Consider the following 24,801-nt stretch of genomic DNA (forward strand, 5'->3'; position numbering starts at 1 on the left):
TGGGCGCATGAGTAAGCAAATACCGTTCCAGAAATTGTCCTTTATGGGGATTGGCGCGCAAAGACGGTGCGCGGCGCACCTGCATGGGGTGTTCGGGGACCATGGACGGCGGTGGCGGCCTGCCGGTTCTGGCGCCGTGGCCGATAACCGTCCGCATCGATTCGCCAAAACGATGCATGGGGTAGTCATCGGCAGAACCAATTCGGTGCGCCATGGTTTTTCGCACCGAATCCGGGCATTTGTGCGTTGCGCCTCATGTGGGTGTCCAAGCACATGAAAATTGCGCATTCGTGGCGCAAACGCCATTTTCCTGTCGCCTTGACGAAGTGCGCCGTTCGATGCGTCAACCGCGCCAAAAGTGACGAACCGATCGGGCAAATAAAGGGGTAAAACGCCCGCTAAGTCTTGTCAGAGAACGATTTCCGGCAGTTTTCGTTGCTTCGGTGCCACTAGGGATTGCCCAAGCCGCAAAGGGCAGATTAGACTGCGCCGATCGGACTTTTGCCAGCTGGCATAAAGGTTCGGTGACGACGACCAACAAGGGAAATCAGCCATGAATAAAGGTGAACTGGTATCGGCCATCGCCGCGGAAGCAGAACTCAGCAATGCCGCCGCCGAGCGCGCGCTGAACGCTGCGCTGGACAGTATCAAGAAGGCAGTGGCCAAGGGGGACTCGGTTACGCTGGTAGGATTTGGCAGCTTCAGCTCGGGCAAGCGTGCAGCCCGTACCGGTCGCAATCCGCGCACCGGCGAAACGATCAAGATTCCGGCCGCCAAGACGGTGAAGTTCTCCGCTGGCCAGGGTTTCAAGGACGCCGTGAACAAGAAGAAGTAAGCGCATCGTGTCCCAGCAGTAAAGAGAGCGGCCTGACGGGCCGCTTTTCTTTTTGGGCGATCCATTCCGAACCGCCGTCGGTGCATCGTTCCAATACCGGTTTATCGATGCCCGCCGCGCGATTGCAGCATTCGGCACGCCATTTGCGCGCGCGTCGAGTTACACTGCCCGCGCCTCAGGCTCGATTTCTGGATTTTCTGCGATGAACGATCTGTCCCACCAGCTTTCCATGACCGTGCTGATGACGCCGGACATGGCCAATTTCTCTGGCAACGTCCACGGCGGCACCATTCTCAAATACCTCGACATGGTGGCCTACGCATGCGCCAGCCGTTATGCCGGCCGCTACGTGGTGACGCTGTCGGTGGACCAGGTGGTGTTTCGCCAGCCGATTCATGTCGGCGAACTCGTGACCTTCCTGGCCGCGGTCAATTTCACCGGCCGCAGTTCGATGGAAATCGGCATCAAGGTGGTGACCGAGAATATTCGCAGCAAGGTCGTGCGGCATACCAACAGCTGCTATTTCACGATGGTGGCGGTGGACGACAACGGCACGCCGGCTGAAGTGCCGCCGCTGCAGCCGCGCGACGAGGTGGAGCGCCAGCGTTTCGAAGCGGCCAAGCAACGCCGCGCGCTGCGCCAGGAAATGGAAAAGCGTCACGACGAAATCAAGGGAGCGACGACAGAATGATGCGCAAGCTTGCCGTGCGGCCCGGCGGATTCGGCATGAGGGGCGCGTTTTGCGTTTTTGGCGTGTTGGGCATGATGGCCGGATCGGTGGCGCTGTCCGACGTTGCGCATGCCGAGGAAATCGCCAGCGTCTCCACCAACTTCCGCATGACCGGCTCCGACAAGGTCGTGATCGAGGCGTACGACGATCCGCTGGTCGAAGGCATTACCTGCTACGTATCGCGGGCGCGCACTGGCGGCATCAAGGGCTCGCTCGGCATGGCCGAGGACCCGCCGGAGGCGTCCATCGCTTGCCGGCAGGTGGGCACGATCGCCTTCAAGGGGCCGCTCAAGGCGCAGGAGGACGTGTTTTCAGAGCGGATGTCGATTCTGTTCAAGACGCTGCACGTAGTGCGCGCCGTGGATCGCAAACGGAACACGCTGGTGTATCTGACCTACTCCGACCGTATCGTCAGCGGCAGTCCGCAGAATGCCGTGACGGCGGTGCCGGTGCCCGCCGCAACGCCGATTCCAACGCGGTGAGCGACGGCGGCGCCCGGATCCATGCGATGGAGCCGGGCGCCGCATGCGGCGCGGGCGCGCCTACTCGAACAGCTTGCGCAGATTCGACTTGAGGATCTTGCCGTTGGGATTTCGCGGCAGCATCTCGTCACGCACGATGATCCGTACCGGCACCTTGAAGGCCGCCAGCCGCTCGCGCACGAATGCCTGCAATTCCGCTTCAGTGGCGTGCGCGCCGGGCTTCAGGCTGACCACCGCGCCTGGCTCTTCGCCCAGCGTGCGATGCGCGATGCCGACCACTGCCGCATCCATCACGGCAGGATGCGCATACAGCGCACTTTCCACCTCGATGCAGTAGATGTTTTCGCCGCCGCGGATCAGCATGTCCTTCATGCGATCGACGATGTAGAGAAACCCTTCCTCGTCGAGGCGCGCGATATCGCCAGTGTGCAGCCAGCCATCGACGAATGTCTTGGCGGTGGCCTCGGGCTTGTTCCAGTAGCCGTGCAGCACGTTGGCGCCACGCACCATCAACTCGCCGATTTCCCCGGGCGGCAGGGCGTTGCCGAAGCCGTCGTCGATCTTCATCTCGCCGATCGGCAGCGCGGGCCCGCTGCTGTCGGGGCGAAACACGTATTCCTCGGCGCTATGGCTGGTGAATGTGGCGGAGGTTTCGGTCATGCCCCAACCGATGCCCGGCGCGGCGTGCGCAAACGCTTCCTGGATGCGCCGCACCAGTTCCGGCGATGCGGGCGCGCCGCCGTAGTTGATGTTCTCCAGCGACGATAAGTCGAATTCGGCTCGTTGCGGATGCTCGATGATCTGCCAGGCGATCGTCGGCACGCCGCCAGCGGCGGTGCAACGCTCGCGCTCGATCAATTCCATCGCGCGCAGCGTGTCCCAGCGATACATCAGCACGATCTTGCTGCCCGACGCCAGCGCCCCGTTCAGCACCGACATGCAACCGGTGACATGAAAGAACGGCACGGCCAGCAGCATGCCTTTCTGCGGCGCATTGGGATCGGGTTCCGGAATCGGCTCGCCGCGCCGCAGCAGGTTGCGCATGGGACTGAACTGCGCGCATACGGCAACCGTGCTGGCGTTGCGATGGGTGCCGACTGCGCCTTTCGGGCGGCCGGTGGTGCCCGAGGTATAGAAGATCGTGGCGTCGTCGTCCGGATCCAGCGGCACGGCGGGCAGCGATTGCGAGGGCAGGGACGGCCATGCGTCCGATTCGCCGATCACGCCCGCAAGCGGCACGATGCGCGGATCGTCGAAGCGCGCGTCCGCGGGCGCGCGCGACACGTAGATGCGCTCCAGCGCCGGACAGTTAGGCAGATGTTCGAGGATACGGTCAAGGCGCTCGTAATCGACGATGGCGACGCGGCTGCCTGAATCGGTCAGCCCGTATTCGAGTTCCGGGCCGGTCCACCAGGCGTTCAGTGGCGTGACGATCGCGCCCGTAAGCAGCCCGGCATAGAACGCCACCGGCCATTCGGGCAGGTTGCGCATTGCCACCGCCACGCGGTCGCCCCGGCGCACGCCGTCCTTGACCAGCTGATGCGCCAGCGCGGTGGCGGCCAGTGCGAATGCGCGATAGCTGACGCGTTCGTCCTCATAGACCACGAACGTCTTGTCGCCCCACGCCGCGGCAATCAGGAACAGATCGCGCAGCGTGGGCGGCGCGTTCTTCCAGACCGTGGTGGGGATGCCGCGCACGACGCGCGTCTCGGTTTCGAACGGCGCGCCGGGCGCGGTCAGCCGCGCGTGGGCTTCGGCGATCGACATGGCCGGCCATCCTGCGCCGGCCTGCGGAAGTTGCTGCGGATGCTGCGATTGTTGCGACATGCATGGCCTCCCCGCAAGAAACAGCTCAGATGGTGACGCCTCCGTCGACGACCAGCGCCTGGCCGGTCATGAACGTGCTGGCCGCCGATGCCAGGAAGCACGCGGCGCCGGCAATTTCCACCGGCTCGCCGATGCGGCGCAGCGGCGCGTTTTCGGTCGACTGCTTGTAGCGCACCGGGTCTTCCCACAGCGCACGCGCGAAATCGGTCTTGATCAGTCCCGGCGCGATGCAGTTCACGCGCACGTTATGCGGCCCGAACTCCACTGCCAGGTTACGCGCCAACTGGAAGTCGGCGGCCTTGGAGACGTTGTAGACGCCGATCGTCGGCGAGCCGCGCAGTCCGCCGATCGACGACACGATGATGATCGAGCCGTCTTTCCGGTCGATCATCTGCGGCGCAACCATCTGGATCAGCCAGTGATTCGAGATCACATTGTTGTCGAGCACCTTGCGGAACTGATCGTCGGAGACGCCGCTCATCGGGCCGTAGTACGGGTTGGATGCCGCATTGCAGACCAGCACGTCGACCTTGCCGAACACGCGATTGGTTTCGTCGACCAGATGCTGCAGTGCTTCCTTGGACGAGATATTGGCAGCCACCGCGAGCGCCGTGCCGGCGCCGTGCTGCGCGTTGATGGCGTCCGCCACTTCCTGGCAGGCTTCGCCCTTGCGCGACGAGATGACGACCTTCGCGCCCTGCACGGCAAGCTGTTCGGCGATGGCGCGGCCGATGCCGCGCGACGATCCGGTGATGATGGCAACCTTGCCCGACAGATCGAACAATGACATGCGTGTCTCCAGGTGGGTGGCTGCGGTACATGCCGCTGCCTGATTCGTGAATTGGCCGGGACATTATGGGCAGGCGCTCGCGTCCAGTCCACAGCCGCAGACGTGCGCGGCAAGCTGTATCAGCAAACTTTCTGCCGGCAATTCATGCGATGCATGTCGCGTACCGCAGGGCGACGCGATCCCGGCGGCCCCGGTGCAAGCGCGCTAGTCCGACGCTGCCAGAAGGGCGCGAAGGCGCACCTGCAGTGCGGCGCGCAAGCCTTCGTCCAGACGGATGCCGAAGCGCTCCGACAGCAGTGCAATGACCGCATCGGGCGATTCCAGTTGCGTCCTGCGCACCGCACCATCGGTGCGGCGCTCGGCCAGACAGCCATTCGCCAGCGACAGCCGCGCACCGCTGTGGTCGGTGCGCGCCACCATCAACGTCTGTGTGAAATGGCTGTCCGGATGCGTGCTGACGTACCAGTTGCGCGCGACAAAATCGATCTGCGGCTGCGGCGTCAGGTCGAACCGGTACATCGCGCGCCAACTATCTGCAGCGTCAGCGGTCGTGCGGTCGGGCGGGTCCTGGTCGTCGTGCGCGTCCTCTGCGACGCGTACCGCAAGCTCGTACGTATGAAATGCCGCACCGCCCGTGGCGGTCGATGCAGGCGCGGGCTGCAGCCGATAACCGGCATTCCTGTCGATCGGCAAGGACAACGGCAGCGCAAAATCCGGCGTCGGGCCACCGAAGCCGACATCGGCGATATGGCTTTCGTGCGCCACATCGACGCGCAGCAGCATGTGCGAGAGCCCGGTCGGCGTGGTGTCGGGAACGTTCCAGCGCACGCGCGCGGCGAGTGGCGTGACGTGGAATCCCAGCGATTTCAGCCCGGCGCAGAACAGGGTATTGAGCTCGAAGCAGTAGCCGCCGCGGTGTTCGTCGACCAGTTTGCGGAAGACCGACGGCAGGTCGATGTCCACGCGTCTTCCCGTCAGCGCATCGAGGTTTTCGAACGGAATATGCGTCAGGTGCGCAGCGATCAGCGCGTCGAGCGCGGCCAGGGTAGGGGCTGGCGTGGCGTCGATGCCGATGCGCTGCAACCAGGCGGCGCGCTGGGGATCTGTCAATGCGGGAATCTCGTCGGCGGGCAGCATGATAAATAGGCAGAAATAGTGGGGCGGCTCGAACGGGCGTCAGGGGCCTTTGCGGCCGGGCGCGGCATCACTAATATAGGCCCACATCAAAACCGCACGCGCGGCGGGGTTTCACGCATGACGCCGTGGCCCCGAAAACAAGGAGACGCCCCGTGAAAACCCTGATCGATCATTTGTCGAACTACGCGGCCTATCATCGCGATCCGCGCAACGTGCTGACGCACTTCATCGGCATCCCGATGATCGTGCTGGCCGTCACGGCGCTGCTGGGCCGGCCGCAATGGCCGCTGGGCGATGGCGCGTGGTATCTGTCGCCCGCCATGATCGTCTACGCGCTGTCGTGTCTGTTCTATCTGCGTCTGTCGTTCGGATTCGGCCTGGCGATGGCAGCCATCCTGGCCGTCTTCGTCTGGGCGGGCGCGTGCATCGCAGCGCTTTCCACCGCTGCGTGGCTGCTGTCGGGCATCGGACTGTTCTTGCTTGGATGGGTGATTCAGTTCGTGGGCCACTACTTCGAAGGGCGCAAGCCGGCCTTCGTCGACGACCTTTCCGGCCTGATCGTCGGCCCGCTTTTCCTCGTGGCGGAAGCCGCTTTCGCAATGGGACTGGCGCGCGAAACACGCGAAGCGATGGTCGCGCACGCGCATTGAGCGAGGGAATTTTTCGCGGCAGCGCGTGCCTGACACACGCGAAAGTGGGGGGACGTCAGGCGTCTTGGCGTGTTTGCTGACGCAAACCAGCGACAAAACCCGGGGTTTTCACTTGGTTTGACCGATGCCACGTGAGAAAACCCCTTTACTTCTGGCCGTTTCCGCTATGATTCAGTGCGTGCCGGCCAGCACAGTCGCAACGCTGCAAACGCTGGCGTTGCAAGCAGCCGGGACTCTAATCTTCAACTCTCGTATATCGATATGGCGACCAAAGCGAAACCGACCGCGAAGACTGCAACCAAGCCTGCCGCCAAGAAGGCCGCAGCAACCAAGGCACCTGTGAAGGCTGCCGCAAAGAAGGCCGCCGCTCCGGCCAAGAAGGCTGCTCCCGCCGCTGCTCCGACCCCGAAGCCGCTGAAGGACACCTTCAACAAGTCGAGCCTGGTCGCTCACCTCGTGGCGCAAACCCAGCTCGAAGCCAAGGCCGTGAAGACGGTGCTGGCCCATCTCGAAAACACCATCGTTAGCGCGCTGAACAAGAAGGGCGCTGGCGAATTCACGCTGCCGGGCCTGCTGAAGGTCACCGCACAACAAGTGCCGGCAAAGAAGAAGCGCTTCGGCAAGGACCCGTTCACGGGTGAAGAGCGTTGGTTCCCGGCCAAGCCGGCCAGCGTCAAGGTGAAGGTGCGCCCGCTGAAGAAGCTGAAGGACGCCGCGGCCTGATCGCCCGATACTTTGGTAGTCGCCAGCCCGGCACCCACACGGTGGGAGTCGGGCGGCTTGAAACCCCGTGCTTGCAAGAGCGCGGGGTTTTTTGTTTGGTGCGGCGCGGTGATCGGAAATTTCGCCCCAACGCCGCGGGCGGGGCCGCAGCCCGGCGGCGGTGTTGCGCAGGCATGGCGCCGCGCCGCCGCACAACCTGGGCAAGCGTCAGTACGCCTTGAAGTTCGCGGCTACGCGCTGGCGTAGAAAATCGCCGGCCGTGATCGCCGGATACCGTGCCGACGGCCCTTCGATGATGGCGTTGCGATTGGCCTGGCAGAAAAACGCGAGGCTGTAACGCGGGCCCATGTACTCGCCCGGCGCAGGATTGCGTACGCGATGGAAGTTCGACGGCAGGCGGTCGTCGCTCCAGCGCATCAGCATGTCGCCGATATTGCAGGTGATCACGTCTTCGTCGGGCGGGATCGGCGTCCACGCCTGCGCTTCCATTTCCTTGCCGGGGCACACCTGGAGTCCACCTTGTCCCTGGCGCTGGAACAGCAGCGTCAGGCAATCGAAATCGGTATGCGCGCCGGCGCGCCAGAGGTCGAGCTTGTCCTGCGCTTCGGGCGGAATGGCGTAGTAGTGCAGCAGCCGCAGCGTGCTTTGATAGTCCGGCGCGGCGGGATCATGGGCGCGCGTGAAGAAATCGGCGTCGAATCCTAGCTTGTCGGCAAAGCAGGACAGCACCTTCATGCCGACCTCCCAGCATTGCCGTTCGAAGGCCAGCATGGTGGCCTGGAAATGCGGCAGCTCCGCCTCGGTGGGCCACAACGGCGCCATATGCGGACGCGTGATCTGGTACGACTCTTTCTGGTCAGGCGTGCCGGTGGACGGCCTGATCTGCGCGCGCGATTCCCAGCCGGCGTTGTTGGCCTTCTGCAGCGGATACTGGGCCTTGACGGCGTCCGGCAGTGCAAAGAACTGTTCGGTCATGGCAAACGCATTGCGCACGGCTGCCAGGTCGATACCGTGATTCTCCAGCTGGAAAAAGCCGATATCGACCGCGGCGTTCCAGAGTTGGTCCGCAATTTCAGATTTGCGTTGGGCAAAATCCGACAGGTCGATGCGCCGTACTTCGCGCGCGTCGGTCTCGTGCCCGTGCGCGCCCATGCGCGATTCGCGGGCCAGTTCGTGGAGGGATACGGAGGTGTTGGTCATGTCGTTCCGGGTTCAGGAAGGTGAACAGGTCCGGCCGACGGGGAACGCTTGATGCTTCAGGCTCTCGAGTTCCGGCGCGGGCACGGACATCAAGAGCAATTTCCTGCCGCCTTCCTTCGGGAAAGGAAAGGGCGGTTGAACGCTTCTACTCTTCGGGTATCGATAACGCAGGTTTCGGGCCAGCCGCCCGGGCCGCCAGAAATCGCTCGCCGCACGATGCTTTTCACCGCCATGGCGCATCGCCTGCTGCGCCATGGTGCAGACCGGTGGTCGGCAATGGTGCAAAAAAAGAGCCGACATCGTCGGCTCTCAATTCTTCAACACCGGGCGACCGGCAAGGCTTACTGCGGTCCGAGCTTGCGGATCAGCGCGTCGAGCTTGTCCAGTTCTTCGGCGGTCAAGTCGGTCAGAGGCGCGCGCACCGGGCCCGCATCGTGGCCCATCAGCTTGGCGCCGGCCTTCACGATCGACACGGCATAGCCTTGCTTGCGATTGCGGATATCGAGGTACGGCAGGAAGAAGTCGTCGATCAGGCGGCCAATCGTGGCGTGGTCGTCGGCGGCCACGGCGCGGTAGAACTCCATGGCCGTCTTCGGGATGAAGTTGAACACGGCCGACGAATACACGGGCACGCCGAGCGCCTTGTAGGCAGCGGCGTAGACTTCGGCAGTCGGCAGCCCGCCCAGGTACGCAAGGCGATCGCCGAGCTTGCGGCGTACGCGCACCATGGCCTCGATATCGCCCACGCCGTCCTTGAAGCCGATCAGGTTAGGGCACTTGTCGACCACCTTGGCCAGCAGGTCCGCGCCAATGCGCGAATTGGCGCGGTTATAGACGATCACGCCGCATTTGGTGGCGCGGCAGACTTCCTCGATATGGTTGGCGATGCCGTCTTCGCTGGCCTCGGTCAGGTAATGCGGCATCAGCAGGATGCCATGCGCGCCCAGACGTTCGGCTTCCTTCGCGTATTCGATCGCCACGCGGGTCGGGCCGCCGGCGCCGGCCAGGATCGGCACCTTGCCACGACAGGTTTCCACCGCAGTGCGGATCACGTTCGAATAGTCCTGCTGCGTCAGCGAGAAGAACTCGCCCGTGCCACCGGCGGCAAAAAGGGCCGACGCGCCGTACGGCGCCAGCCATTCCAGGCGCTTGGCATAGGTGTCGGCGCGGAAGTTACCCTGCGCGTCGAAATCGGTGACGGGGAACGAGAGCAGTCCTTCCGAGATGATCTGCTTCAGTTCTTGCGGTGTAGTCATGTCGCTCTTCCTGATCGCCACATGGCGAATGATGGTTGGTGTGGAACAAGGCGCTTGATACCTCGTGCCATCGTGTGGGATGTTTCGAGATAAGTCATCGTACAACTATCGATTCATGCACGCAAGCGGATGGTGATGAATTGAGGGAAAACCCCGGGTTGGTGCATCCAGATCCTACGGCCTGGAGCGCTTGCGCGACGCCTCGGTGTCATCCCCTTGCGGCCAGCAGCCAAGCCGGATCGCAAGGAAGATGAAAGATTTCCGGTAGATCGTATGCACCGGAGCGCGGCGCTTTGCACCGCCTTAGGGTAAACGCGCGCTGCAATGCGGGGAACCGCGTCTTTATAATCCTAGTCGTACGACGACATATCACAGAGGGGCGGCTGCGCATTTTCGCAACATGGCCCGCCGACTGTGAGGAGACCCAGATGACCGCAACATCCAATCCCAGCGCAGCGGTGTCAGCCGACACCCGCCGCACCAACGTCCGCTACTGGATCCTTGCCCTGATTTTCATTGTCACCACGATCAACTATGCGGATCGTGCCACGCTGTCGATCACCGGCCCCGCGATGCGCGAGGAGTTTGGTTTCACGGCGGTGCAGATGGGCTACATCTTTTCCGCCTTCAGTTGGGCCTACGTGATCGCACAGATTCCGGGCGGCTGGCTGCTCGACCGCTTTGGCGCGCGACGCATCTATGCGTTCAGCATTTTTGCGTGGTCCTTCTTCACGTTGTTGCAGGGCTGGATCGGCGTGTTTGCCGGAATCGGGCAGGCCATCGCCGTGCTGTTTGCGCTGCGCTTTGCGGTGGGCCTGGCAGAATCCCCGGCCTTTCCGGCCAATGCGAAGGTGGTGGCGAGCTGGTTCCCGACCGCGGAGCGCGGCACCGCATCGGCGATCTTCAATGCCGCCCAGTATTTTGCTGCGGTGGTCTTCACGCCGCTGATGGCCTGGATCGTTCATAGCTGGGGCTGGCATCACGTTTATCTGTGGATGGGCGTGATGGGCATGCTACTGGCGCTGGTGTGGCTCAAGGTGATGCGCAGCCCCGCCGCGCACCCGGGGGTGAACCAGGCCGAACTCGATCACATTGCCGAGGGCGGCGGTCTGATCCACATGGGCGAAGGCGAGGGCAAGTCACGCCAGGGCGCCAATCCGGCCGGCTGGTTCTACGCGCGGCAGTTGCTGACCAATCGCATGCTGGCCGGCGTCTACCTGGGCCAGTACTGCATCAACGTGCTGACGTACTTCTTCCTGACGTGGTTTCCTGTGTATCTGGTGCAGGCGCGCGGCATGTCGATTCTCAAGGCCGGATTCGTGGCGTCGCTGCCCGCCATTTGCGGGTTCCTGGGCGGCGTACTGGGCGGGGTGATTTCCGATGCGCTGCTGCGTCGCGGCCATTCGCTGACGCTGGCGCGCAAGGTGCCGATCGTGGCCGGCATGCTGCTGTCGGTGTCGATGATCGCGTGCAACTACGTCGACGCGGAATGGCTGGTGGTTGGCATCATGGCGCTGGCGTTCTTCGGCAAGGGCATCGGCGCGCTCGGCTGGGCCGTGGTGGCCGATACCGCGCCCAAGGAAGTGATCGGCCTGGCCGGCAGCATTTTCAATACGTTCGGCAATATCGCCGGTATCGTGACGCCCATCGTGATCGGCTATATCCTGAGCGCCACCGGTTCGTTCAACGGCGCGCTCGTCTTCGTCGGCGTCAACGCGCTGGTCACCGTGCTCAGCTATCTGGTGATCGTCAAGGACATCCGCCGCGTCGAACTGAAGCACCCCCAATAAGGAAGGAATTCCCATCATGTCGGATTTGTCGGTACAAAACGCGCAGACCCAACCGGCCGAACGCCCGCCGCTCTACATCCGGATCCACGCCAACGACAACGTGGCGATCGTCGCCAACGACGGCGGCCTGCCCGCCGGCGCCGTGTTCGACTGCGGCCTGACGCTCGTGGAACGCGTGCCGCAAGGCCACAAGGTGGCACTGGTGGATCTGAAGAAGGGCGACGCCATTACACGCTACAACGTGACCATCGGCTATGCGCTGCAGGATCTGCCGCGCGGCAGCTGGGTCAACGAGCGCGTGATCGAGATGCCCGTGGCGCCGGGCCTGACCGATCTGCCGATCGGCACGCGCGTGCCCGATCCGCTGCCGCCGCTGGAAGGCTATACCTTCGAGGGTTTCCGCAATCCGGATGGCTCGGTCGGCACGCGCAATATCCTCGCGATCACGGAGACGGTGCAATGCGTGTCCGGCGTGGTCGATTTTGCGGTGCGCCGCATCAAGGCCGAACTGCTGCCCAAATACCCGAACGTCGACGACGTGATCGGCCTGGAGCACACCTACGGCTGCGGCGTGGCGATCGACGCGCCCGACGCCATCGTGCCGATCCGCACGCTGCGCAATATCGCACTCAATCCGAACTTCGGCGGCACGGCGATGATGGTGAGCCTGGGCTGCGAAAAACTGCAGCCAGAACGGCTGCTGCCGCCCGGCACGATTCCGATCCAGACCGGTGCCGGCGAAGTGCAGGTAGGCGTGGTCTGCCTGCAGGACGACAAGCACGTCGGCTTTGCGTCGATGATCGAGTCGATCATGACGATGGCCGAGACGCATCTGGCGGCGCTCAACGCGCGCCGGCGCGAGACGGTGCCGGTGTCGGAACTCGTGGTCGGCGTGCAGTGCGGCGGCAGCGATGCCTTTTCCGGTGTGACGGCCAATCCGGCCGTCGGCTTTGCCACGGACCTGCTGGTGCGTGCCGGTGCCACGGTGATGTTCTCGGAAGTGACCGAAGTGCGCGACGGCATCGATCAGCTCACCTCGCGGGCGGCCACGCCCGAAGTGGCCGAGGCAATGATCCGCGAGATGGACTGGTACGACAAATACCTCGCTCGCGGCCGCGCCGACCGCAGCGCCAACACGACGCCGGGCAACAAGAAGGGCGGTTTGTCGAACATCGTGGAAAAGGCGATGGGATCGATCGTGAAGTCGGGCAGCGCGCGGATCTCTGGCGTGGTGTCGCCGGGCGAGCGCGTCAAGACCAAGGGCCTGATCTATGCGGCCACGCCCGCCAGCGATTTCATCTGCGGCACGCTGCAACTTGCGGCCGGCATGAACCTGCACATCTTCACTACGGGGCGCGGCACGCCGTACGGTCTGGCCGAAGTGCCGGTGATCAAGGTTGCCACGCGCAGCGATCTGGCACGACGTTGGCACGATCTGATGGACGTGAACGCCGGCCGCATCGCCACCGGTGAAGCCACCATCGAGGATGTGGGCTGGGAGCTTTTCCACCTGATGATCGACGTGGCCAGCGGCCGCAAGAAGACATGGGCCGAACATCATGGCCTGTACAACTCGCTGGCGCTGTTCAACCCGGCGCCGGTGACCTGAGGCGCGGGGTATCCGAGGCCGGCTCCGCCGGCGCTCTCGAAGCGCCGCAAAAGGCCCCGAGCCGAATCAGCCGCCGATCACCTGCTTGGCAAACGTCGCGCGTTCCATCTCGACCACGTTAGCGGTGATCTGGACGGTCTGGTCGGCCGCACCGGGGCGCACCATTTCCGCAATCGCGTTGACCACCAACTGGCCGAGCTGCTTGCGCACGCCTTGCTCGCGGCCGTCCAGGATTTGCAGCGTGGCATGCACGAACGCGCGTTCGGCCTGTTCCGTGCCCTGGCGGTAGGTGGTCAGCGTCACGCAGCGCGACTTGATATCGGGTTCCTGGAACTGTCCGCTGGAAAGCAGCGCCGCATTGCACTCGTCGAGCAATTCTTCCTGGGAACAGGTCAGGCGCGTGTTTTCCGTAATTTCGATAACGAGATGGGGCATGGCAGGGCGGTGATGTGAAAGCCGGGAAAATCGCATCGTACGGCAATCGGCAGCGGTTTGCCTCTGTCATGTCGATGCGCGGCGCGCTAAGCTTGCGCCATGGACCAATTTTCGCTCGAACTTTTCCTGCGGCTGGTGGGCGGCCTGGCGGCCGGCGCCATCATCGGCCTGGACCGCAACCTGCACGGCAAGGCCGCCGGCATGCGCACGCTCGGGCTGGTGTCGCTCGGCGCGGCCGCTGCCGTCTGCGTGGTTGCGCTCAACCAGCATCCGCCCGATGCGATGTCGCGCGTGCTCCAGGGGCTTTTGACGGGCATCGGTTTTCTGGGCGTGGGCGTGATCGCGCGCCATGGCAATTCCGACAAGCCGCAGGGACTGACCACTGCGGCTGGCATCTGGCTGGCGGCCATTCTGGGCGCTGCGGCTGGCGCGGGCTATTACGTCATCGTGGTGTTCTCGCTGGTGCTGGCGCTGTTGTTGTTGCGGCTCGGCGGCAAGCTGGAAAACAGCCTGCATGGCCGGTTCGAGGCCCGCCAGGCGGGCAAGCACGAAGAACGGCCGCACAACAATCCCGACGACCAGGGATTGCTCTGACCCGCGCCCATCGATCAGCGATTCAACGACGAACAACGAACCACGCACCACGAAACGTCATCGCGCGCCGGCCCGGCGGGGCTTCGGCGCGCGATGCGTCTGGGTCTGGCTGTCAGGCCGCCACGCCGAACGCGGCCTCGATCTTGCGGATGTGCTGTTGGAGCAGTGGGCGCACTTTGTCCAGCAGATGCGCGGGCGGCACCACGGCGTTGGGGCCGCTGCAGCTCAGCGTCATCGGCGGCAGCGACGGTCCGGGCCGGAATGCCAGCGCGATCGAGTTGATGTCCGGCAGCCATTCGCCGAACGACGTGGTGCAGCCCAGGCGCCGCGATTCGTCGCGACAGTTCGACAGCACGCCTTCGGCCATGGCCGCGCTGACCTTGTCATCGGTGCGGAACGCGGTGAGCGCCTGACGTTGTTCCGACGCCGGCAGCGCCAGCAGATAGGCGCGCCCGGCTGCCGTGTTCAGGCCCGATACGCGGCTGCCAACGGGCACGCGCAGCGTCAGATAGCTCTCGGCCTGGCAATTCTCGTAGATCAGCATACGGCCGCGGTCGCGCACGATCAGTGATGCGACGCCTTGCGACAGATCGGCCAGTTCCTGCATGAAGGGGCGCGCCACGGCCAGCACGTCCGCCCCTTGTTGGGCGGCCGGTGCCAGCGCCAGCGCGGAGCTGCCCAGGCGATAGCGCACGGGATCGGTCAGCGCCTGCAGGTAGCCGAGTTCGGTCAGCGTGTGCGTCAGCCGGGAAATCGTCGACTTGGGAAGTCCGCAGCGTTGGGCCAGTTCGGCATTGCCAAGTTCGCTGTCGAAGGCGCGGAAGCACGCCAGCACGTCCAGTCCGCGCGCCAGCGCGGTGACGAAGTGACGGTCTTCCTTGCGCTTGCTTTCCTTCTTCGCAGCCGCCGTCACGGACTCGGATGCGGTCGCGGGGTCGATGGCGGGCGTCGTATCGTTAAGGTCGGTCATATCGTTTGCGGCGATGCCGGTGCGGTCGATCGGATGGTCTGCCATGGCGCGCTCACATGTTGCCGGCTGCAAGCTGCTCGCGCAGCTTAGCCTTGAGGATCTTGCCCGATGGTGCGGCGGGCAACTGCGCAACGGTGCGGATTTCCGCGGGGATCTTGTAAGGCGACAGACGCTCGCGCAGGAACGCGCGCAATGCGGCCTCGTCCAGCGTCATGCCGCCGCGCACTTCCACGAACGCGATCACTTCCTCGTTGCCCTCGGTGGCGCGGCCGACCACGGCTGACTGCAGCACCGCCGGAAACGCATTGAGCGACTGCTCGACTTCCTCCGGGTACACGTTGAAACCCGAATGGATGATGATTTCCTTGGAACGCCCGACGATGCTGACCGCACCATCGGCATCGATCCGCGCCAGATCGCCGGTGTGCAACCAGCCATCGCTGTCGATGGTCTGCGCGGTCAGGTCGGGACGCCGATAGTAGCCCTTCATCACGTTCGGGCCGCGCACCAGCAGCTCGCCGCTGCCGTCCGGCAACGGCGTGCCAAGCCGGATCTCCACATCGGGCACGGCCGGGCCGACCGAACAGTCGCTGCGCGGATTGTCCACGCGGGTCTGGCATACGGTCGGCGAGGTCTCTGTCATGCCGTAGCCGTTGTGCAGCACGATGCCGAATGCGTCCTCAAAGGCCGCCTTCAGCGACGCGGTCAGCGGGGCGCCGCCAGACTGCGCGATGCGCAGCGACGGCGTGCGTAGCGATTGACCGTTGGCACGGCTCCATTCGACCACTTTCGCGTACATCGCCGGCACGCCGTGCAGCACGGTCAGTTGTTCGTCAAGCAGCGTGCGGGCGAGTTTTTCCGGGCGGAAGCGCGGCTCGTAATAGACCGTCGCGCCGTTCGACACCGGACCGACCAGCAGGACCGACAAGCCGTAGACGTGCGAGATCGGCAGCACGCCATAGACTCGATCGCCGGGCCTGACGCGCGATTGCAGGCGGTTGGAATGACCGATGAACATCAGGTTGGCATGCGTCAGCATGACGGCCTTCGATGCGCCCGTAGTGCCTGTGGTGTAGATCAGCGCGGCCACCTGTCTGCGCGGATCGGCTTCGACCGCTTCCGGCGTGGCGGCCTCATCGACGGCGCCTACCAGCAGCCGGCCCACGTGCGGCCATTCGGCCCACTGCGCACCGCGCGCCAGCCCATGCTCGCGCGCCTCGGCGAAATCGTTGTCCAGATACAGCGTGACGCGCGCGCCGGCGTGCTCGACGATATTTGCGATCTCGCGCGCCGACAGTCGCGCATTGACCGGCACCGACCACGCATCGATGGCGCTGAGCGCCAGCAGGATGACCGCGCAGCCAACGCTGTTTTCGGTGACGAGCACCACGCGGTCGCCGCCACGCACACCGAGCGTGCGCAGGGTTTCGGCGGTCTCGCGCACGGCGGCGTCGAGTTCGGCGTAACGCATCGCGCGATGCGCGTCCATGATGGCGATGCGTTCGGGATCGCTGGCGACCCATGGCGCCATGGTCTGGTGCAGACGTTCGAATTGGGGCTGGAATGCTGAAGGGGTGGGCGATGCGGACGCGGGCCGTGACTGGCCAGCGGGTGCGGCGGTACTGCGCATGAGGTCTCCGGGTAAAACTTCCGGCGTGGGGTCGCCGGTATTCGATGGCTTGGATCGTCCCATCGTTTTCACGTAAGTGTCAACCGCAGTACAGAATCGTAATTCTGCGATGCAGAATTTAAACTGAAAAACGTGCGAATATCGTCAGCGGTCCGACGGCGGCATCGCAGCAAATGGCGATGCCCGCAATGCCACCGGCCGTGTTGTGATGGGGGACGCGTGTCGTAATGCCGCTGCAGACAATGCAGATGAGAACGCTTATCATATGCGTCTACTCGTTCTCGACACTTAGCCAGACATGAAGCACGGCATCCCGGCCAGTTATCGCATTGCGGTCGCCTCGCGCGCGGTGGCCGCCATCCTGGGCGGCTACGGCGTGGCCGCGCTGGCCACTGGCTGCCTCTCGCTGGCGCTGGTGCGATGGGCCGGCATGGCACGGGCAGAGGCCGTGATGACCGCCACGCTGCTGTCGTTCGCGTGGTTTGCGCTGGCCGCGATCTGGGTGTTCGCGGCCGATAGCGCCTGGCGTGCTTGGTCGGGATTGATCGTGTCGGGCGTCGTGCTGGCGTTGGGCTGGGCCACCTTGGGTGGCGCGTGATGACGATGCTTCGCAAAGGCCAGGGATTGCGCCAGTCGATGGCGTGGCTGCACACATGGTCCGGATTGCTGGTGTGCTGGGTGTTGTTCCTCGTGTTTTGCAGCGGCACGGCCAGCTACGTCAAGGATGAAATCTCGTTGTGGATGCGGCCGGAACTCCATGCATCGCTCAACGAAAAGACCAGCCCTGCGCAAGCCGCGTCGCGCGCCTACGCCTATCTGCAACGCGAGGCGCCCCATGCGGAGCGCTGGTTCCTCTCGCTCCCCGACGCGCGCAACCCGGCGATTTCGCTGTTCTGGGTGCGTCCCGCCACATCGGAAGACGCGGGCAAGCCCGCGCGGGCGCGGCTGGTCTCGCGCACGCTCGATCCGGCCAGCGGTGCGCCGATTCCCGGCGCGCGCGAGACCCGCGGCGGCGAATTCCTTTACCGACTGCATTTCGACCTGCACTACATGCCAGCGGTATGGGGGCGCTGGATCATCGGCTTCTGCACGATGTTCATGCTGGTGGCCATCATCAGCGGCGTGATCACGCATCGGCGGATTTTCGCGGACTTCTTTACGTTCCGCACGCGCCGCGGCCAGCGGTCCTGGCTCGATGCCCATAACGCCGTGGCGGTGCTGGCGCTGCCGTTCCATCTGATGATTACCTATACGGGGCTGGTCACGCTGCTGTTTCTGTACATGCCATGGGGTATCCAGGCCGTCTACCAGGGCGACGAGAAAGCCTTCAACGCCGAGCTTGCAACGCGCGCGCCGCGCGTCAAGCCGTCGAAGGAAAGCGCGCCGCTGGCGCCCATCGAACCGATGCTCACGCAGGCCGTCACGCACTGGCAGGGGATGCCGCCGCAACGTATCACCGTCGACCAGCCGAACCGGGCCAACGCCGTGGTGTCGATCACGCGCGATGCGGGCCGCAATATCAATACGGCCGCGCCGACGATGGTGTTTGCCGGCGCCACCGGCGCCTTGCAGGCGTCCCTCGGCGACGCACAGGGACCGGCCAATGTCACGCGCGGCACGATGGTCGGTTTGCACGTCGCGCATTTCGCGCCGCCGTTGCTGCGCGCGTTGTTCTTCGCCTCCGGCCTCGCCGGCGCGCTGATGGTGGCGACGGGCGCGTTGCTGTGGGCTGTCAAGACGCGGCAGAGCCATGCCAGGATCATTGCCCAGACGGGACGTACGCCATTCGGCCTGCGACTGGTCGAGGCGCTCAATCTGGGCGCAATTGCCGGATTGCCGATCGCCTTTGGCGCGTATTTCTGGGCCAACCGGTTGCTGCCAATCGATCTGGCGCAGCGGCCTGACGCCGAGATCCAGGCGTTCTTCGGTGCGTGGGCGCTGGCCGCGCTGCTGGCGCAATGGCGGCCCACGCGCGCGATGTGGCGCGTGTTGCTGGCGGCGGGCGCCGTGCTGCTGGTGGCCGTGCCGGTCCTGAACGCATTGACCACATCGACGCATCTCGGCGTGACCCTGGTGCACGGACCCGTCGTGCTGGCCGGATTCGAACTGACGGTGCTGGCACTCGGCATCGCGCTGGGCGCGGCAGCCTGGATGCTGGGCAAGCATGCCGCGGCGCCTGTTCGGGCAGGCGCGCCGCGCGCCATGCGCAGTGCGGGCGAGGTATCGCAATGAGCGGCGCCGCATCGTTGCCGGTTGTGCCGGTATGGCCCGCCTGCGTGGCGGGTGCGGCGTTTGCCGTCGGCGGCTTCATATGGCTCGCGCACGCCATCGATCGCCATCATGCGGATCTGTTCGGACGCGGCGCGCAGCTCTCCGGCGCGCGCGTTGCGCGCTTGCGTTGTCAGGGCGCGCTGGCGCTGGCCCTGGCGCTGGCGGCGTGCGTACTGGCCGAAGGCTGGGCGTTTGGCGTCATCTATTGGGCCGGGTTGCTGACCGTGGGCGCACTGACCGTGGTCGGCGCCCTGACGTGGACGCCCCACGCCACACCGCGCCTTGCGCGCGCATCCGTCGCGGTGGGCGTCGTCGCCTCCATCGCGTCGCCATGGTTGATGCAGCCGTAGCAACACCTTCGAGCATTGCCGCCAGAGCAATGCCTTCACTCGGGTAGAGACGGGTCATGCCCCTGAGCCGCCGCGACATCGACGCGGCGCGGGGCGCCTTTTTTCTTTTTTGGGAGTGTCAACTTGTTGTTTGCCGATCTTCGCGCACGTTCGCGCGATTCGCGTTTTTCCCCGATGCGCCGCGGTTGCCTGATGACGGCGCTGGCTGCGGCAGGCGTTCTGCCTTCGCTGGCATCCGCGCAAGAAGCCGCCGTCGCGCCCGGACAATCTGTCCAGGCAGCCCCGTCGTCGGCCTTGCCGGCTGTGACGGTGCGCGCCGAAGCGTCGCCCGACCAGACACCTGCCCCGTATGCGGGCGGACAGGTGGCGCGCGGGGGACGGCTTGGTGTGCTGGGCAATCAGGATTTCATGGATGTGCCGTTCAGCATCACGTCGTACACGGCGCAGGCGATCCAGAACCAGCAGGCCCACAGCATCGCCGGCGTGCTGGCCGACGATCCGTTCATCCGCACCAGCTACGGCTTCGGCAATTTCGCTGAAACATTCATGGTGCGCGGCTTCCAGCTGGCCGGCGACGACCTCGCCTGGAATGGCCTGTACGGCATTGCGCCGCGTCAGCTGACCGCTACCGAGGCGGTGGACCGCGTCGAGACGTTTCGCGGTGCCAGTGCCTTTCTCAATGGGGTGTCGCCGACCGGCAGCGGGATTGGCGGCGGCATCAATCTCGTGCCGAAATACGCGACTGCCGCACCGATCACGCAGGCCACCATCGACTACACCAGCAACGCGCAGGTGGGCGGCGCCATTGATGTCGGACGTCGCTTCGGCGATGCCAGGCAATTCGGCGTGCGTGTCAACGCCATGGCGCGCGGCGGCGAAACGCCGATCGACAAGGAGGATCGCCAGCAGCGTTTGCTGAGTGTCGGCCTCGACTATCAGGGCGACAAGTTCCGCGTCAACGCCGATTTTGGCTACCAGCGCCAGATGGTGCAGCAAGGGCGCGCCACGATCAGCCTGGCGTCCGGCACCACGGCGCTGCCGCCGGTGCCGAAGGCGAGTTCCAGCTTCGCGCAGGACTGGACCAACTCGATGCTCGAAGATACGTGGGGCACGATTCGCAGCGAATACGACATCACCCGGGACTGGACCGCGTACGCCGCCTTCGGCATGCATCACACCAACGAGATGGGCAACTATGGGGGCGCCACCGTTGGCAACACCGGATTCGGCACGGCGTACCGACTGTCCGTGCCGCTCAAGCAGGACACCACGAGCGGTGAGGTGGGGATCCGCGGACGCTTTGTCACCGGGCCGATCAAGCACAGTGTCAATCTCGGCTGGTCCGGACTGGAGCAGGAGAAGCGCTCGGCGTACGAGATGTCGGCAAGCTATCCGACCAATCTTTATGACGCGCCGCCCGTCGCGCGTCCGGTGACGTCGATTGCGCGCAGCAGCATGACCGATCCGCAGACCACGGGGCGCACAAACCTCAATGGCGTGTCGATCTCCGACACGCTGTCGTTCCTGGACGATCGCGTGCTGCTGACCGCAGGCGTGCGCCGCCAGGTGATCAACACCCGCGCCTATGCGTACAACACCAACGCGGTCACCCCGTACAGCGATGCGGCCACGTCGCCGATGTTCGGGCTGGTGGTCAAGCCGCTGCGAAACCTGTCGGTCTACTACAACCATATCGAAGGTCTGACGCAGGGCCCCACGCCGCCCAGCACGGCGCTCAATCGCGATGCCGTTTTCGCGCCCATCAAGTCCAAGCAGGACGAGGCAGGCGTGAAGTACGACGCTGGCCGCTTCGGCACCACGCTGGCATTTTTCCAGATCCGCCAGCCCAACGGCATCACCGTCAACAACGTATTTTCGGTGGCTGGCGAGCAGCGCAATCGCGGCGTGGAATGGAGCGTGTTCGGCGAACCGCTGCGCGGCCTGCGCCTGCTAGGCGGCGTCGGCTATATCGACACGAAGATGTCGAATACCGGCAACGCGGCAACCGAAGGCAAACAGGCGGTGGGCGTGCCGAACTACACGGTGACCGCCAGCGCCGAGTACGATCTGCCGTTCCTGGCGGGCGCGACGGTTTCGGGGCGCTATATCCAGACGGGACGGCAGCAGGCCAATGCCACCAATACCATCAGCCTGCCGTCATGGCACCGCTTCGATCTGGGTGCGCGCTATGCGTTCAAGGCATCGCAGATGCGCTACACGGTGCGCGCGTCGGTCGAGAACGTCGCCAACAAAGACTACTGGGCGTCGTCGTATGGCGGCTACCTCGTGGTGGGCAATCCGCGCACGTTCAAGCTGTCGATGACGGTCGACTATTGAAGGTCGACGTATCGAACGTCAACGGCTGAGGCGTCAGGCGCCGAACTGCGTTTGCCAACGAAAAAGGCCGCAACGAATGGTTGCGGCCTTTGTTCGTCTCGCGACGTTGCGCGCCGTACTTTCAGGCGTGGATCGGGGCGGGCGTCAGTTGCTTGCCGGTCAGGCTGGCCACGGCCACAGCCATGGCCTGTTCGCGCGCCTCGGCGGCGGCGGGGGCCGGCATGAAACGTTCCGGAGCTTCGCGCGCCAGGCGTTGCAGATGGCGCAGCTTGGCTTTCAGGCCGGGTTCGACGCGCGAATCCGGCGTAACGGTGGACGGGCAGGCCACACCGAGCAGATCCAGCGCCTGGCGGAAGTTGTCGACCGCAAGGCCTTCGGCGGGATCGACCTGCACCAGATGCTTGCGCTGTTCGGCGCTGAACGATGCGGCAGGCGCCGCCGACACGATGATCCACGCGCCCGGCGCCGGGTGCTGGGCAAACCAGGCGTCGATCTCCGCGCCGTGGCCACCGGCCACCGCCGGGGTCATGCCTTCCACCTGCAGGTCCAACTGCTGGAAGATCGCTGCGGGCGTGCCGCGGCGCCACGCGTCGGACACCACAACCCGCGCACCGGCGATGCCGAACAGTCGACGCAGAAACCCAAGCGCGATCGGATCGAAAAACCTGACGTCGCGCAGGGTCCCCGAGGTTGGCGTACCGCCAAGACGGGCAGCGGAGCGGTCCGAATAGAGGACGCCGGGTACGTCCAGCATGATGAGGCGTTCAGACATGATTTTTCGTGGTCAATCGGTGATGGGATGAATCAAGCGTATCCGGCTTTTGCGTGAGAAAGGGGACACAAAATGTGCGCAAGTGAAACAGTTGTGTAACTTGCAGCCGCCATTCGTAAATGCCGGTTACCCCGTGCTCGCGATTGTTTCGGCCGGACACATCTGCCGCGTCAGGACTGGCTTTCCGAGCCGATGTTCGCGTGCGGATGCCGCCATGATGTTCGCCTCAACGGGCGATCGGCAAAGCCGGTTGACAGGAATTTGAAAGGAAATGTACTTCGTCCTGACACACCCGGACGACGAGACAACGCCGCGACGCGGCACTCAACGCTTCTGCAGCAACTGCATTTCGAAATGCTCAAAAGCGTATTGGCAGGCAATGCCGCAGAACAGGTCGGTCTTGCCGACCGGCTGCTCGCAGGCGTGGCATGTGCCGCAAGGCTTCAACCGCGGCGCCCAGTCCCGGCCGGCAGCCTCGAAATCCTCCTGGAACGACAGATCGTCCTGTACAACCTTTCGTAGCATGCTTGTCGACGTGGTCCGCGCTGGCGTTGATCGGCGTCCGATTGCGCCTGCGCGCCGCGCGCGTCGGCAGGCGGTGCCAAGGCGCTGGGCGCCACGGCACGCATCGCAACAGATCGGACTGACCGTATTTACGGCGGCGCGCGCAAAAAGCTGAGCGCCTTACGCGCAAGACGTGAAACGCAGCGCGTCGCTGCCGGGCACGATGGGCGGCGGAGGCCGTTTGCGGCAGTGCGGCAAAAATCGTCTCGACAATACTAGAAATGAAAGCGCGCCACGTCCGATTCAAGCGCCGCGGCCTGGTGATCGAGGCGTGCCGCCTGATCGCTGACCTCATCGACCAGCTTGGCGTTGTCCGCGCTGGTCTCTTCCAGGCGGGCCAGCGCATCGCCGACGATGCGGATGCCGGCGGCCTGATCGTCGGCCAGGGTGCGCAGCGCCTCGGCCAGTGCGTGGCTGTGATTGACCGCCGCCTCGATGCCGCTCATCGCCGTCTCCACGCGGCCGCTCAATTCCGCGCCGCGACCGATCTCCTTGGCCGCCTCGCCGATAATGCCGCCGATTTCGCGCGCGGCAGTGGCGCTGCGCTGCGCCAGCGCACGCACCTCCTGCGCCACCACCGCGAAGCCGCGGCCGGCCTCGCCCGCGCGCGCGGCTTCCACGGCGGCGTTCAGGGCCAGGATATTGGTCTGGAACGCGATGCCTTCGATCACCGTGACGATTTCGGAAATATTCCGCGATTGCGCATGCACGTTGGCCATCGCGCCGCTCATGTCGCGCACCGCGGCCATGCCCGCACTGGTGGCGCCGCGCGCGCGGCTGGCCATGTCGCTGGACTCTTGCGCCTGCTCGTGGGCCTGCTGGATCAGTGCGATAAGGCGCGCCACGTTGGCAGCGGCTTCGGCCAGCGCAGTGGCCTGCGTGCCGGTGCGCACGGCCAGAGCGCGATTGCCATCGGCAATGCCGTCGCTGGCCGCCGAAATCTCGTGCGCGCACTGCTGGATGCGTGCGAGCACGCCGGCAAGCTGATCGCGCATGCCGGACAGGTAGAACAGCAGGCTGTCTTGATCATGCGGGCGCAACGCGATGCGGGCGGTCAGGTCGCCGCCGGCGATGCGATTGGCGACCGCTGCCGCATCACGCGGTTCGCCACCGAGTTCGCGCGTCAGACTGCGGGCCGCGATCCAGGCCAGCAGCGCCGCGGCAACCAGGCTGGCGACGAGCAGCGCGGCCATCACCGTCTGCGCGGTGAGCTGCGCCGCGGCGACGCCCGCGACCGTATCGCCGGCCTGCTTCGCCAAGGCGGTGCGTGTGCCTTCTACCAGCGCACCCAGCTTCTGTAGTTGTTCGCCAAGAAAATGGCTGTCGATCGACACCGACGCGTCGAACTGCAAGGCGTCGAGTGGCTGCTTGCGGATCAGGGTGACGTAGTCATTCATCATCCGGCCCGCGGCGGCGCGCTCTTTCTGCAGCGCCTGCGCCTGTTGCGGGGCGGCGTTGCGCACGCCATCGACCGCTTCGTCGAGCTTCTTCATCGCCTGCGCGATGTCGCTCGCGGCGGTATCGCGCTCGGCGCCGCTGGTGGCCAGTGTCAGCGCAAGCTGCGCACGTCCCAGCTTGGCCAGTTCCGCCTGCGCGCGTTCGGCCGAGATCGCGCCGCGCATATCGCGCTGATACAGCGTGTCGGTATCGCGTTTCAGCTCGATCAGGTTGACGATGCCGGTCAGCCCGACCACGGCGCCGAATGCGTAAATCAGCACGAAGGCGGCAGACAGCCGCATCACCAGCGGCAGACGCGCCAGTCTTTGCCATACGGAATTGCCGCGCCGTCCCGGCAACCCAAGCTTGATGGCTCGCAACACGAGTAAGACTCCTTCGGGGCGCAGCCCCG

At 64.9% G+C, this 24,801-nt stretch carries 24 protein-coding genes; 12 read left to right on the forward strand and 12 right to left on the reverse strand.

All coding sequences use genetic code 11. From position 1 onward, the window contains the following. The first annotated feature begins 553 nt into the window (after positions 1–553). The 3 genes from F7R19_RS11215 to F7R19_RS11225 all read left to right on the forward strand — a co-directional run bounded on the left by F7R19_RS11215 (position 554) and on the right by F7R19_RS11225 (position 2,047). Positions 554–835: an HU family DNA-binding protein gene (locus F7R19_RS11215; RefSeq protein ID WP_008651272.1), complete on the forward strand. Its 282-nt coding sequence runs from the start codon at positions 554–556 to the stop codon at positions 833–835. Between the two features lie 202 nt (positions 836–1,037). After that, positions 1,038–1,526, forward strand: a complete 489-nt coding sequence (locus tag F7R19_RS11220) for an acyl-CoA thioesterase (RefSeq protein ID WP_061956662.1) — start codon at positions 1,038–1,040, stop codon at positions 1,524–1,526. 71 nt (positions 1,527–1,597) lie between these two features. Beyond that, on the forward strand, positions 1,598–2,047 hold the full coding sequence (locus tag F7R19_RS11225; protein ID WP_150980768.1) for a CreA family protein: 450 nt from the start codon (positions 1,598–1,600) through the stop codon (positions 2,045–2,047). A gap of 60 nt (positions 2,048–2,107) precedes the next feature. On the opposite strand, the gene F7R19_RS11230 is transcribed toward F7R19_RS11225, so the two are convergent. The 3 genes from F7R19_RS11230 to F7R19_RS11240 form a co-directional block, all read right to left on the reverse strand. Then, complete coding sequence (locus F7R19_RS11230; RefSeq protein ID WP_150980570.1) at positions 2,108–3,874, reverse strand: class I adenylate-forming enzyme family protein; 1,767 nt, start codon at positions 3,872–3,874, stop codon at positions 2,108–2,110. 25 nt (positions 3,875–3,899) lie between these two features. Then, entirely contained in the window at positions 3,900–4,664 is a 765-nt protein-coding gene (locus tag F7R19_RS11235) for an SDR family oxidoreductase (protein WP_150980572.1), read from the reverse strand. Positions 4,665–4,868: 204 nt separating this feature from the next. Beyond that, a complete protein-coding gene (locus tag F7R19_RS11240; protein ID WP_150980575.1) occupies positions 4,869–5,801 on the reverse strand; it encodes an arylamine N-acetyltransferase family protein in 933 nt (310 codons plus the stop codon). Positions 5,802–5,953: 152 nt separating this feature from the next. On the opposite strand from F7R19_RS11240, the gene F7R19_RS11245 reads away from it, so the two are divergent. Both F7R19_RS11245 and F7R19_RS11250 read left to right on the forward strand, forming a co-directional pair. Next, positions 5,954–6,451 carry an Mpo1 family 2-hydroxy fatty acid dioxygenase gene (locus F7R19_RS11245; RefSeq protein ID WP_150980578.1) on the forward strand — a complete coding sequence of 166 codons (498 nt, stop codon included), beginning with the start codon at positions 5,954–5,956 and terminating at the stop codon, positions 6,449–6,451. 261 nt (positions 6,452–6,712) lie between these two features. After that, complete coding sequence (locus tag F7R19_RS11250) at positions 6,713–7,174, forward strand: HU family DNA-binding protein (RefSeq protein ID WP_061956673.1); 462 nt, start codon at positions 6,713–6,715, stop codon at positions 7,172–7,174. 207 nt (positions 7,175–7,381) lie between these two features. Here F7R19_RS11250 and F7R19_RS11255 read toward each other — a convergent pair whose 3' ends face one another. The 3 genes from F7R19_RS11255 to kdgD are packed head-to-tail and all read right to left on the reverse strand — an operon-like array spanning position 7,382 to position 9,630. Then, entirely contained in the window at positions 7,382–8,374 is a 993-nt protein-coding gene (locus F7R19_RS11255) for an isopenicillin N synthase family dioxygenase (protein ID WP_061956675.1), read from the reverse strand. 12 nt (positions 8,375–8,386) lie between these two features. Then, positions 8,387–8,674 (reverse strand): hypothetical protein, encoded by a 288-nt coding sequence (locus tag F7R19_RS11260; protein WP_150980581.1) that lies wholly within the window; start codon positions 8,672–8,674, stop codon positions 8,387–8,389. Between the two features lie 41 nt (positions 8,675–8,715). After that, positions 8,716–9,630, reverse strand: a complete 915-nt coding sequence (kdgD, locus tag F7R19_RS11265) for a 5-dehydro-4-deoxyglucarate dehydratase (protein WP_061956677.1) — start codon at positions 9,628–9,630, stop codon at positions 8,716–8,718. A gap of 428 nt (positions 9,631–10,058) precedes the next feature. Between kdgD and F7R19_RS11270 the strand changes: the two genes are divergently transcribed. Both F7R19_RS11270 and garD read left to right on the forward strand, forming a co-directional pair. Next, entirely contained in the window at positions 10,059–11,420 is a 1,362-nt protein-coding gene (locus F7R19_RS11270; protein WP_150980583.1) for an MFS transporter, read from the forward strand. A 16-nt stretch (positions 11,421–11,436) separates the two neighbouring features. Beyond that, positions 11,437–13,029 (forward strand): galactarate dehydratase, encoded by a 1,593-nt coding sequence (gene garD / locus F7R19_RS11275; protein ID WP_150980586.1) that lies wholly within the window; start codon positions 11,437–11,439, stop codon positions 13,027–13,029. A gap of 66 nt (positions 13,030–13,095) precedes the next feature. Here garD and F7R19_RS11280 read toward each other — a convergent pair whose 3' ends face one another. Next, entirely contained in the window at positions 13,096–13,464 is a 369-nt protein-coding gene (locus tag F7R19_RS11280; protein WP_061956682.1) for a 5-carboxymethyl-2-hydroxymuconate Delta-isomerase, read from the reverse strand. A gap of 99 nt (positions 13,465–13,563) precedes the next feature. Between F7R19_RS11280 and F7R19_RS11285 the strand changes: the two genes are divergently transcribed. Beyond that, a complete protein-coding gene (locus F7R19_RS11285; protein WP_150980589.1) occupies positions 13,564–14,058 on the forward strand; it encodes an MgtC/SapB family protein in 495 nt (164 codons plus the stop codon). A 112-nt stretch (positions 14,059–14,170) separates the two neighbouring features. Here the strand turns inward: F7R19_RS11285 and F7R19_RS11290 are convergent, their stop codons facing one another. Continuing rightward, entirely contained in the window at positions 14,171–15,073 is a 903-nt protein-coding gene (locus F7R19_RS11290) for an IclR family transcriptional regulator (protein WP_223506162.1), read from the reverse strand. Between the two features lie 7 nt (positions 15,074–15,080). After that, a complete protein-coding gene (locus F7R19_RS11295; RefSeq protein WP_223506161.1) occupies positions 15,081–16,658 on the reverse strand; it encodes a class I adenylate-forming enzyme family protein in 1,578 nt (525 codons plus the stop codon). Positions 16,659–16,956: 298 nt separating this feature from the next. Here F7R19_RS11295 and F7R19_RS11300 point away from each other — a divergent pair, with 298 nt between their 5' ends. The 4 genes from F7R19_RS11300 (at position 16,957) to F7R19_RS11315 (ending at position 21,616) form a co-directional block, all read left to right on the forward strand. Next, positions 16,957–17,256: a DUF3649 domain-containing protein gene (locus tag F7R19_RS11300; protein ID WP_150980591.1), complete on the forward strand. Its 300-nt coding sequence runs from the start codon at positions 16,957–16,959 to the stop codon at positions 17,254–17,256. Continuing rightward, positions 17,256–18,890 (forward strand): PepSY-associated TM helix domain-containing protein, encoded by a 1,635-nt coding sequence (locus F7R19_RS11305; protein WP_150980594.1) that lies wholly within the window; start codon positions 17,256–17,258, stop codon positions 18,888–18,890. The genes F7R19_RS11300 and F7R19_RS11305 overlap by 1 nt, the downstream gene beginning before the upstream one ends. After that, positions 18,887–19,279 carry a DUF3325 domain-containing protein gene (locus F7R19_RS11310; protein WP_150980597.1) on the forward strand — a complete coding sequence of 131 codons (393 nt, stop codon included), beginning with the start codon at positions 18,887–18,889 and terminating at the stop codon, positions 19,277–19,279. Before F7R19_RS11305 ends, F7R19_RS11310 begins: the two co-directional genes overlap by 4 nt. A gap of 123 nt (positions 19,280–19,402) precedes the next feature. After that, positions 19,403–21,616: a TonB-dependent receptor gene (locus F7R19_RS11315; RefSeq protein WP_223506159.1), complete on the forward strand. Its 2,214-nt coding sequence runs from the start codon at positions 19,403–19,405 to the stop codon at positions 21,614–21,616. Positions 21,617–21,737: 121 nt separating this feature from the next. Here F7R19_RS11315 and F7R19_RS11320 read toward each other — a convergent pair whose 3' ends face one another. The 3 genes from F7R19_RS11320 to F7R19_RS11330 all read right to left on the reverse strand — a co-directional run bounded on the left by F7R19_RS11320 (position 21,738) and on the right by F7R19_RS11330 (position 24,772). Next, positions 21,738–22,388 (reverse strand): HAD domain-containing protein, encoded by a 651-nt coding sequence (locus tag F7R19_RS11320; RefSeq protein ID WP_061956692.1) that lies wholly within the window; start codon positions 22,386–22,388, stop codon positions 21,738–21,740. A 324-nt stretch (positions 22,389–22,712) separates the two neighbouring features. Further along, complete coding sequence (locus F7R19_RS11325; protein ID WP_061956695.1) at positions 22,713–22,913, reverse strand: hypothetical protein; 201 nt, start codon at positions 22,911–22,913, stop codon at positions 22,713–22,715. Positions 22,914–23,167: 254 nt separating this feature from the next. After that, positions 23,168–24,772, reverse strand: coding sequence for a methyl-accepting chemotaxis protein (locus F7R19_RS11330; RefSeq protein ID WP_150980599.1), 1,605 nt, complete (start codon positions 24,770–24,772; stop codon positions 23,168–23,170). Positions 24,773–24,801 lie beyond the last annotated feature (29 nt).

It is taken from the genome of Cupriavidus pauculus, from assembly GCF_008801835.1.
Lineage (GTDB): Bacteria > Pseudomonadota > Gammaproteobacteria > Burkholderiales > Burkholderiaceae > Cupriavidus > Cupriavidus pauculus.

What these genes read in the sequence shown, in the direction of transcription:
- F7R19_RS11240 (WP_150980575.1), bottom strand. Translation starts at nt 5,801, where the DNA reads ATGCTGCCCGCCGACGAGATTCCCGCATTGACAGATCCCCAGCGCGCC.
- F7R19_RS11285 (WP_150980589.1), top strand. Translation starts at nt 13,564, where the DNA reads ATGGACCAATTTTCGCTCGAACTTTTCCTGCGGCTGGTGGGCGGCCTG.
- F7R19_RS11310 (WP_150980597.1), top strand. Translation starts at nt 18,887, where the DNA reads ATGAGCGGCGCCGCATCGTTGCCGGTTGTGCCGGTATGGCCCGCCTGC.
- F7R19_RS11280 (WP_061956682.1), bottom strand. Translation starts at nt 13,464, where the DNA reads ATGCCCCATCTCGTTATCGAAATTACGGAAAACACGCGCCTGACCTGT.
- F7R19_RS11260 (WP_150980581.1), bottom strand. Translation starts at nt 8,674, where the DNA reads ATGTCGGCTCTTTTTTTGCACCATTGCCGACCACCGGTCTGCACCATG.
- kdgD (WP_061956677.1), bottom strand. Translation starts at nt 9,630, where the DNA reads ATGACTACACCGCAAGAACTGAAGCAGATCATCTCGGAAGGACTGCTC.
- F7R19_RS11235 (WP_150980572.1), bottom strand. Translation starts at nt 4,664, where the DNA reads ATGTCATTGTTCGATCTGTCGGGCAAGGTTGCCATCATCACCGGATCG.
- F7R19_RS11250 (WP_061956673.1), top strand. Translation starts at nt 6,713, where the DNA reads ATGGCGACCAAAGCGAAACCGACCGCGAAGACTGCAACCAAGCCTGCC.
- F7R19_RS11220 (WP_061956662.1), top strand. Translation starts at nt 1,038, where the DNA reads ATGAACGATCTGTCCCACCAGCTTTCCATGACCGTGCTGATGACGCCG.
- F7R19_RS11270 (WP_150980583.1), top strand. Translation starts at nt 10,059, where the DNA reads ATGACCGCAACATCCAATCCCAGCGCAGCGGTGTCAGCCGACACCCGC.
- F7R19_RS11290 (WP_223506162.1), bottom strand. Translation starts at nt 15,073, where the DNA reads ATGGCAGACCATCCGATCGACCGCACCGGCATCGCCGCAAACGATATG.
- F7R19_RS11320 (WP_061956692.1), bottom strand. Translation starts at nt 22,388, where the DNA reads ATGTCTGAACGCCTCATCATGCTGGACGTACCCGGCGTCCTCTATTCG.
- F7R19_RS11230 (WP_150980570.1), bottom strand. Translation starts at nt 3,874, where the DNA reads ATGTCGCAACAATCGCAGCATCCGCAGCAACTTCCGCAGGCCGGCGCA.
- F7R19_RS11255 (WP_061956675.1), bottom strand. Translation starts at nt 8,374, where the DNA reads ATGACCAACACCTCCGTATCCCTCCACGAACTGGCCCGCGAATCGCGC.
- F7R19_RS11295 (WP_223506161.1), bottom strand. Translation starts at nt 16,658, where the DNA reads ATGCGCAGTACCGCCGCACCCGCTGGCCAGTCACGGCCCGCGTCCGCA.
- F7R19_RS11215 (WP_008651272.1), top strand. Translation starts at nt 554, where the DNA reads ATGAATAAAGGTGAACTGGTATCGGCCATCGCCGCGGAAGCAGAACTC.
- F7R19_RS11325 (WP_061956695.1), bottom strand. Translation starts at nt 22,913, where the DNA reads ATGCTACGAAAGGTTGTACAGGACGATCTGTCGTTCCAGGAGGATTTC.
- F7R19_RS11300 (WP_150980591.1), top strand. Translation starts at nt 16,957, where the DNA reads ATGAAGCACGGCATCCCGGCCAGTTATCGCATTGCGGTCGCCTCGCGC.
- F7R19_RS11225 (WP_150980768.1), top strand. Translation starts at nt 1,598, where the DNA reads ATGATGGCCGGATCGGTGGCGCTGTCCGACGTTGCGCATGCCGAGGAA.
- F7R19_RS11305 (WP_150980594.1), top strand. Translation starts at nt 17,256, where the DNA reads ATGACGATGCTTCGCAAAGGCCAGGGATTGCGCCAGTCGATGGCGTGG.
- garD (WP_150980586.1), top strand. Translation starts at nt 11,437, where the DNA reads ATGTCGGATTTGTCGGTACAAAACGCGCAGACCCAACCGGCCGAACGC.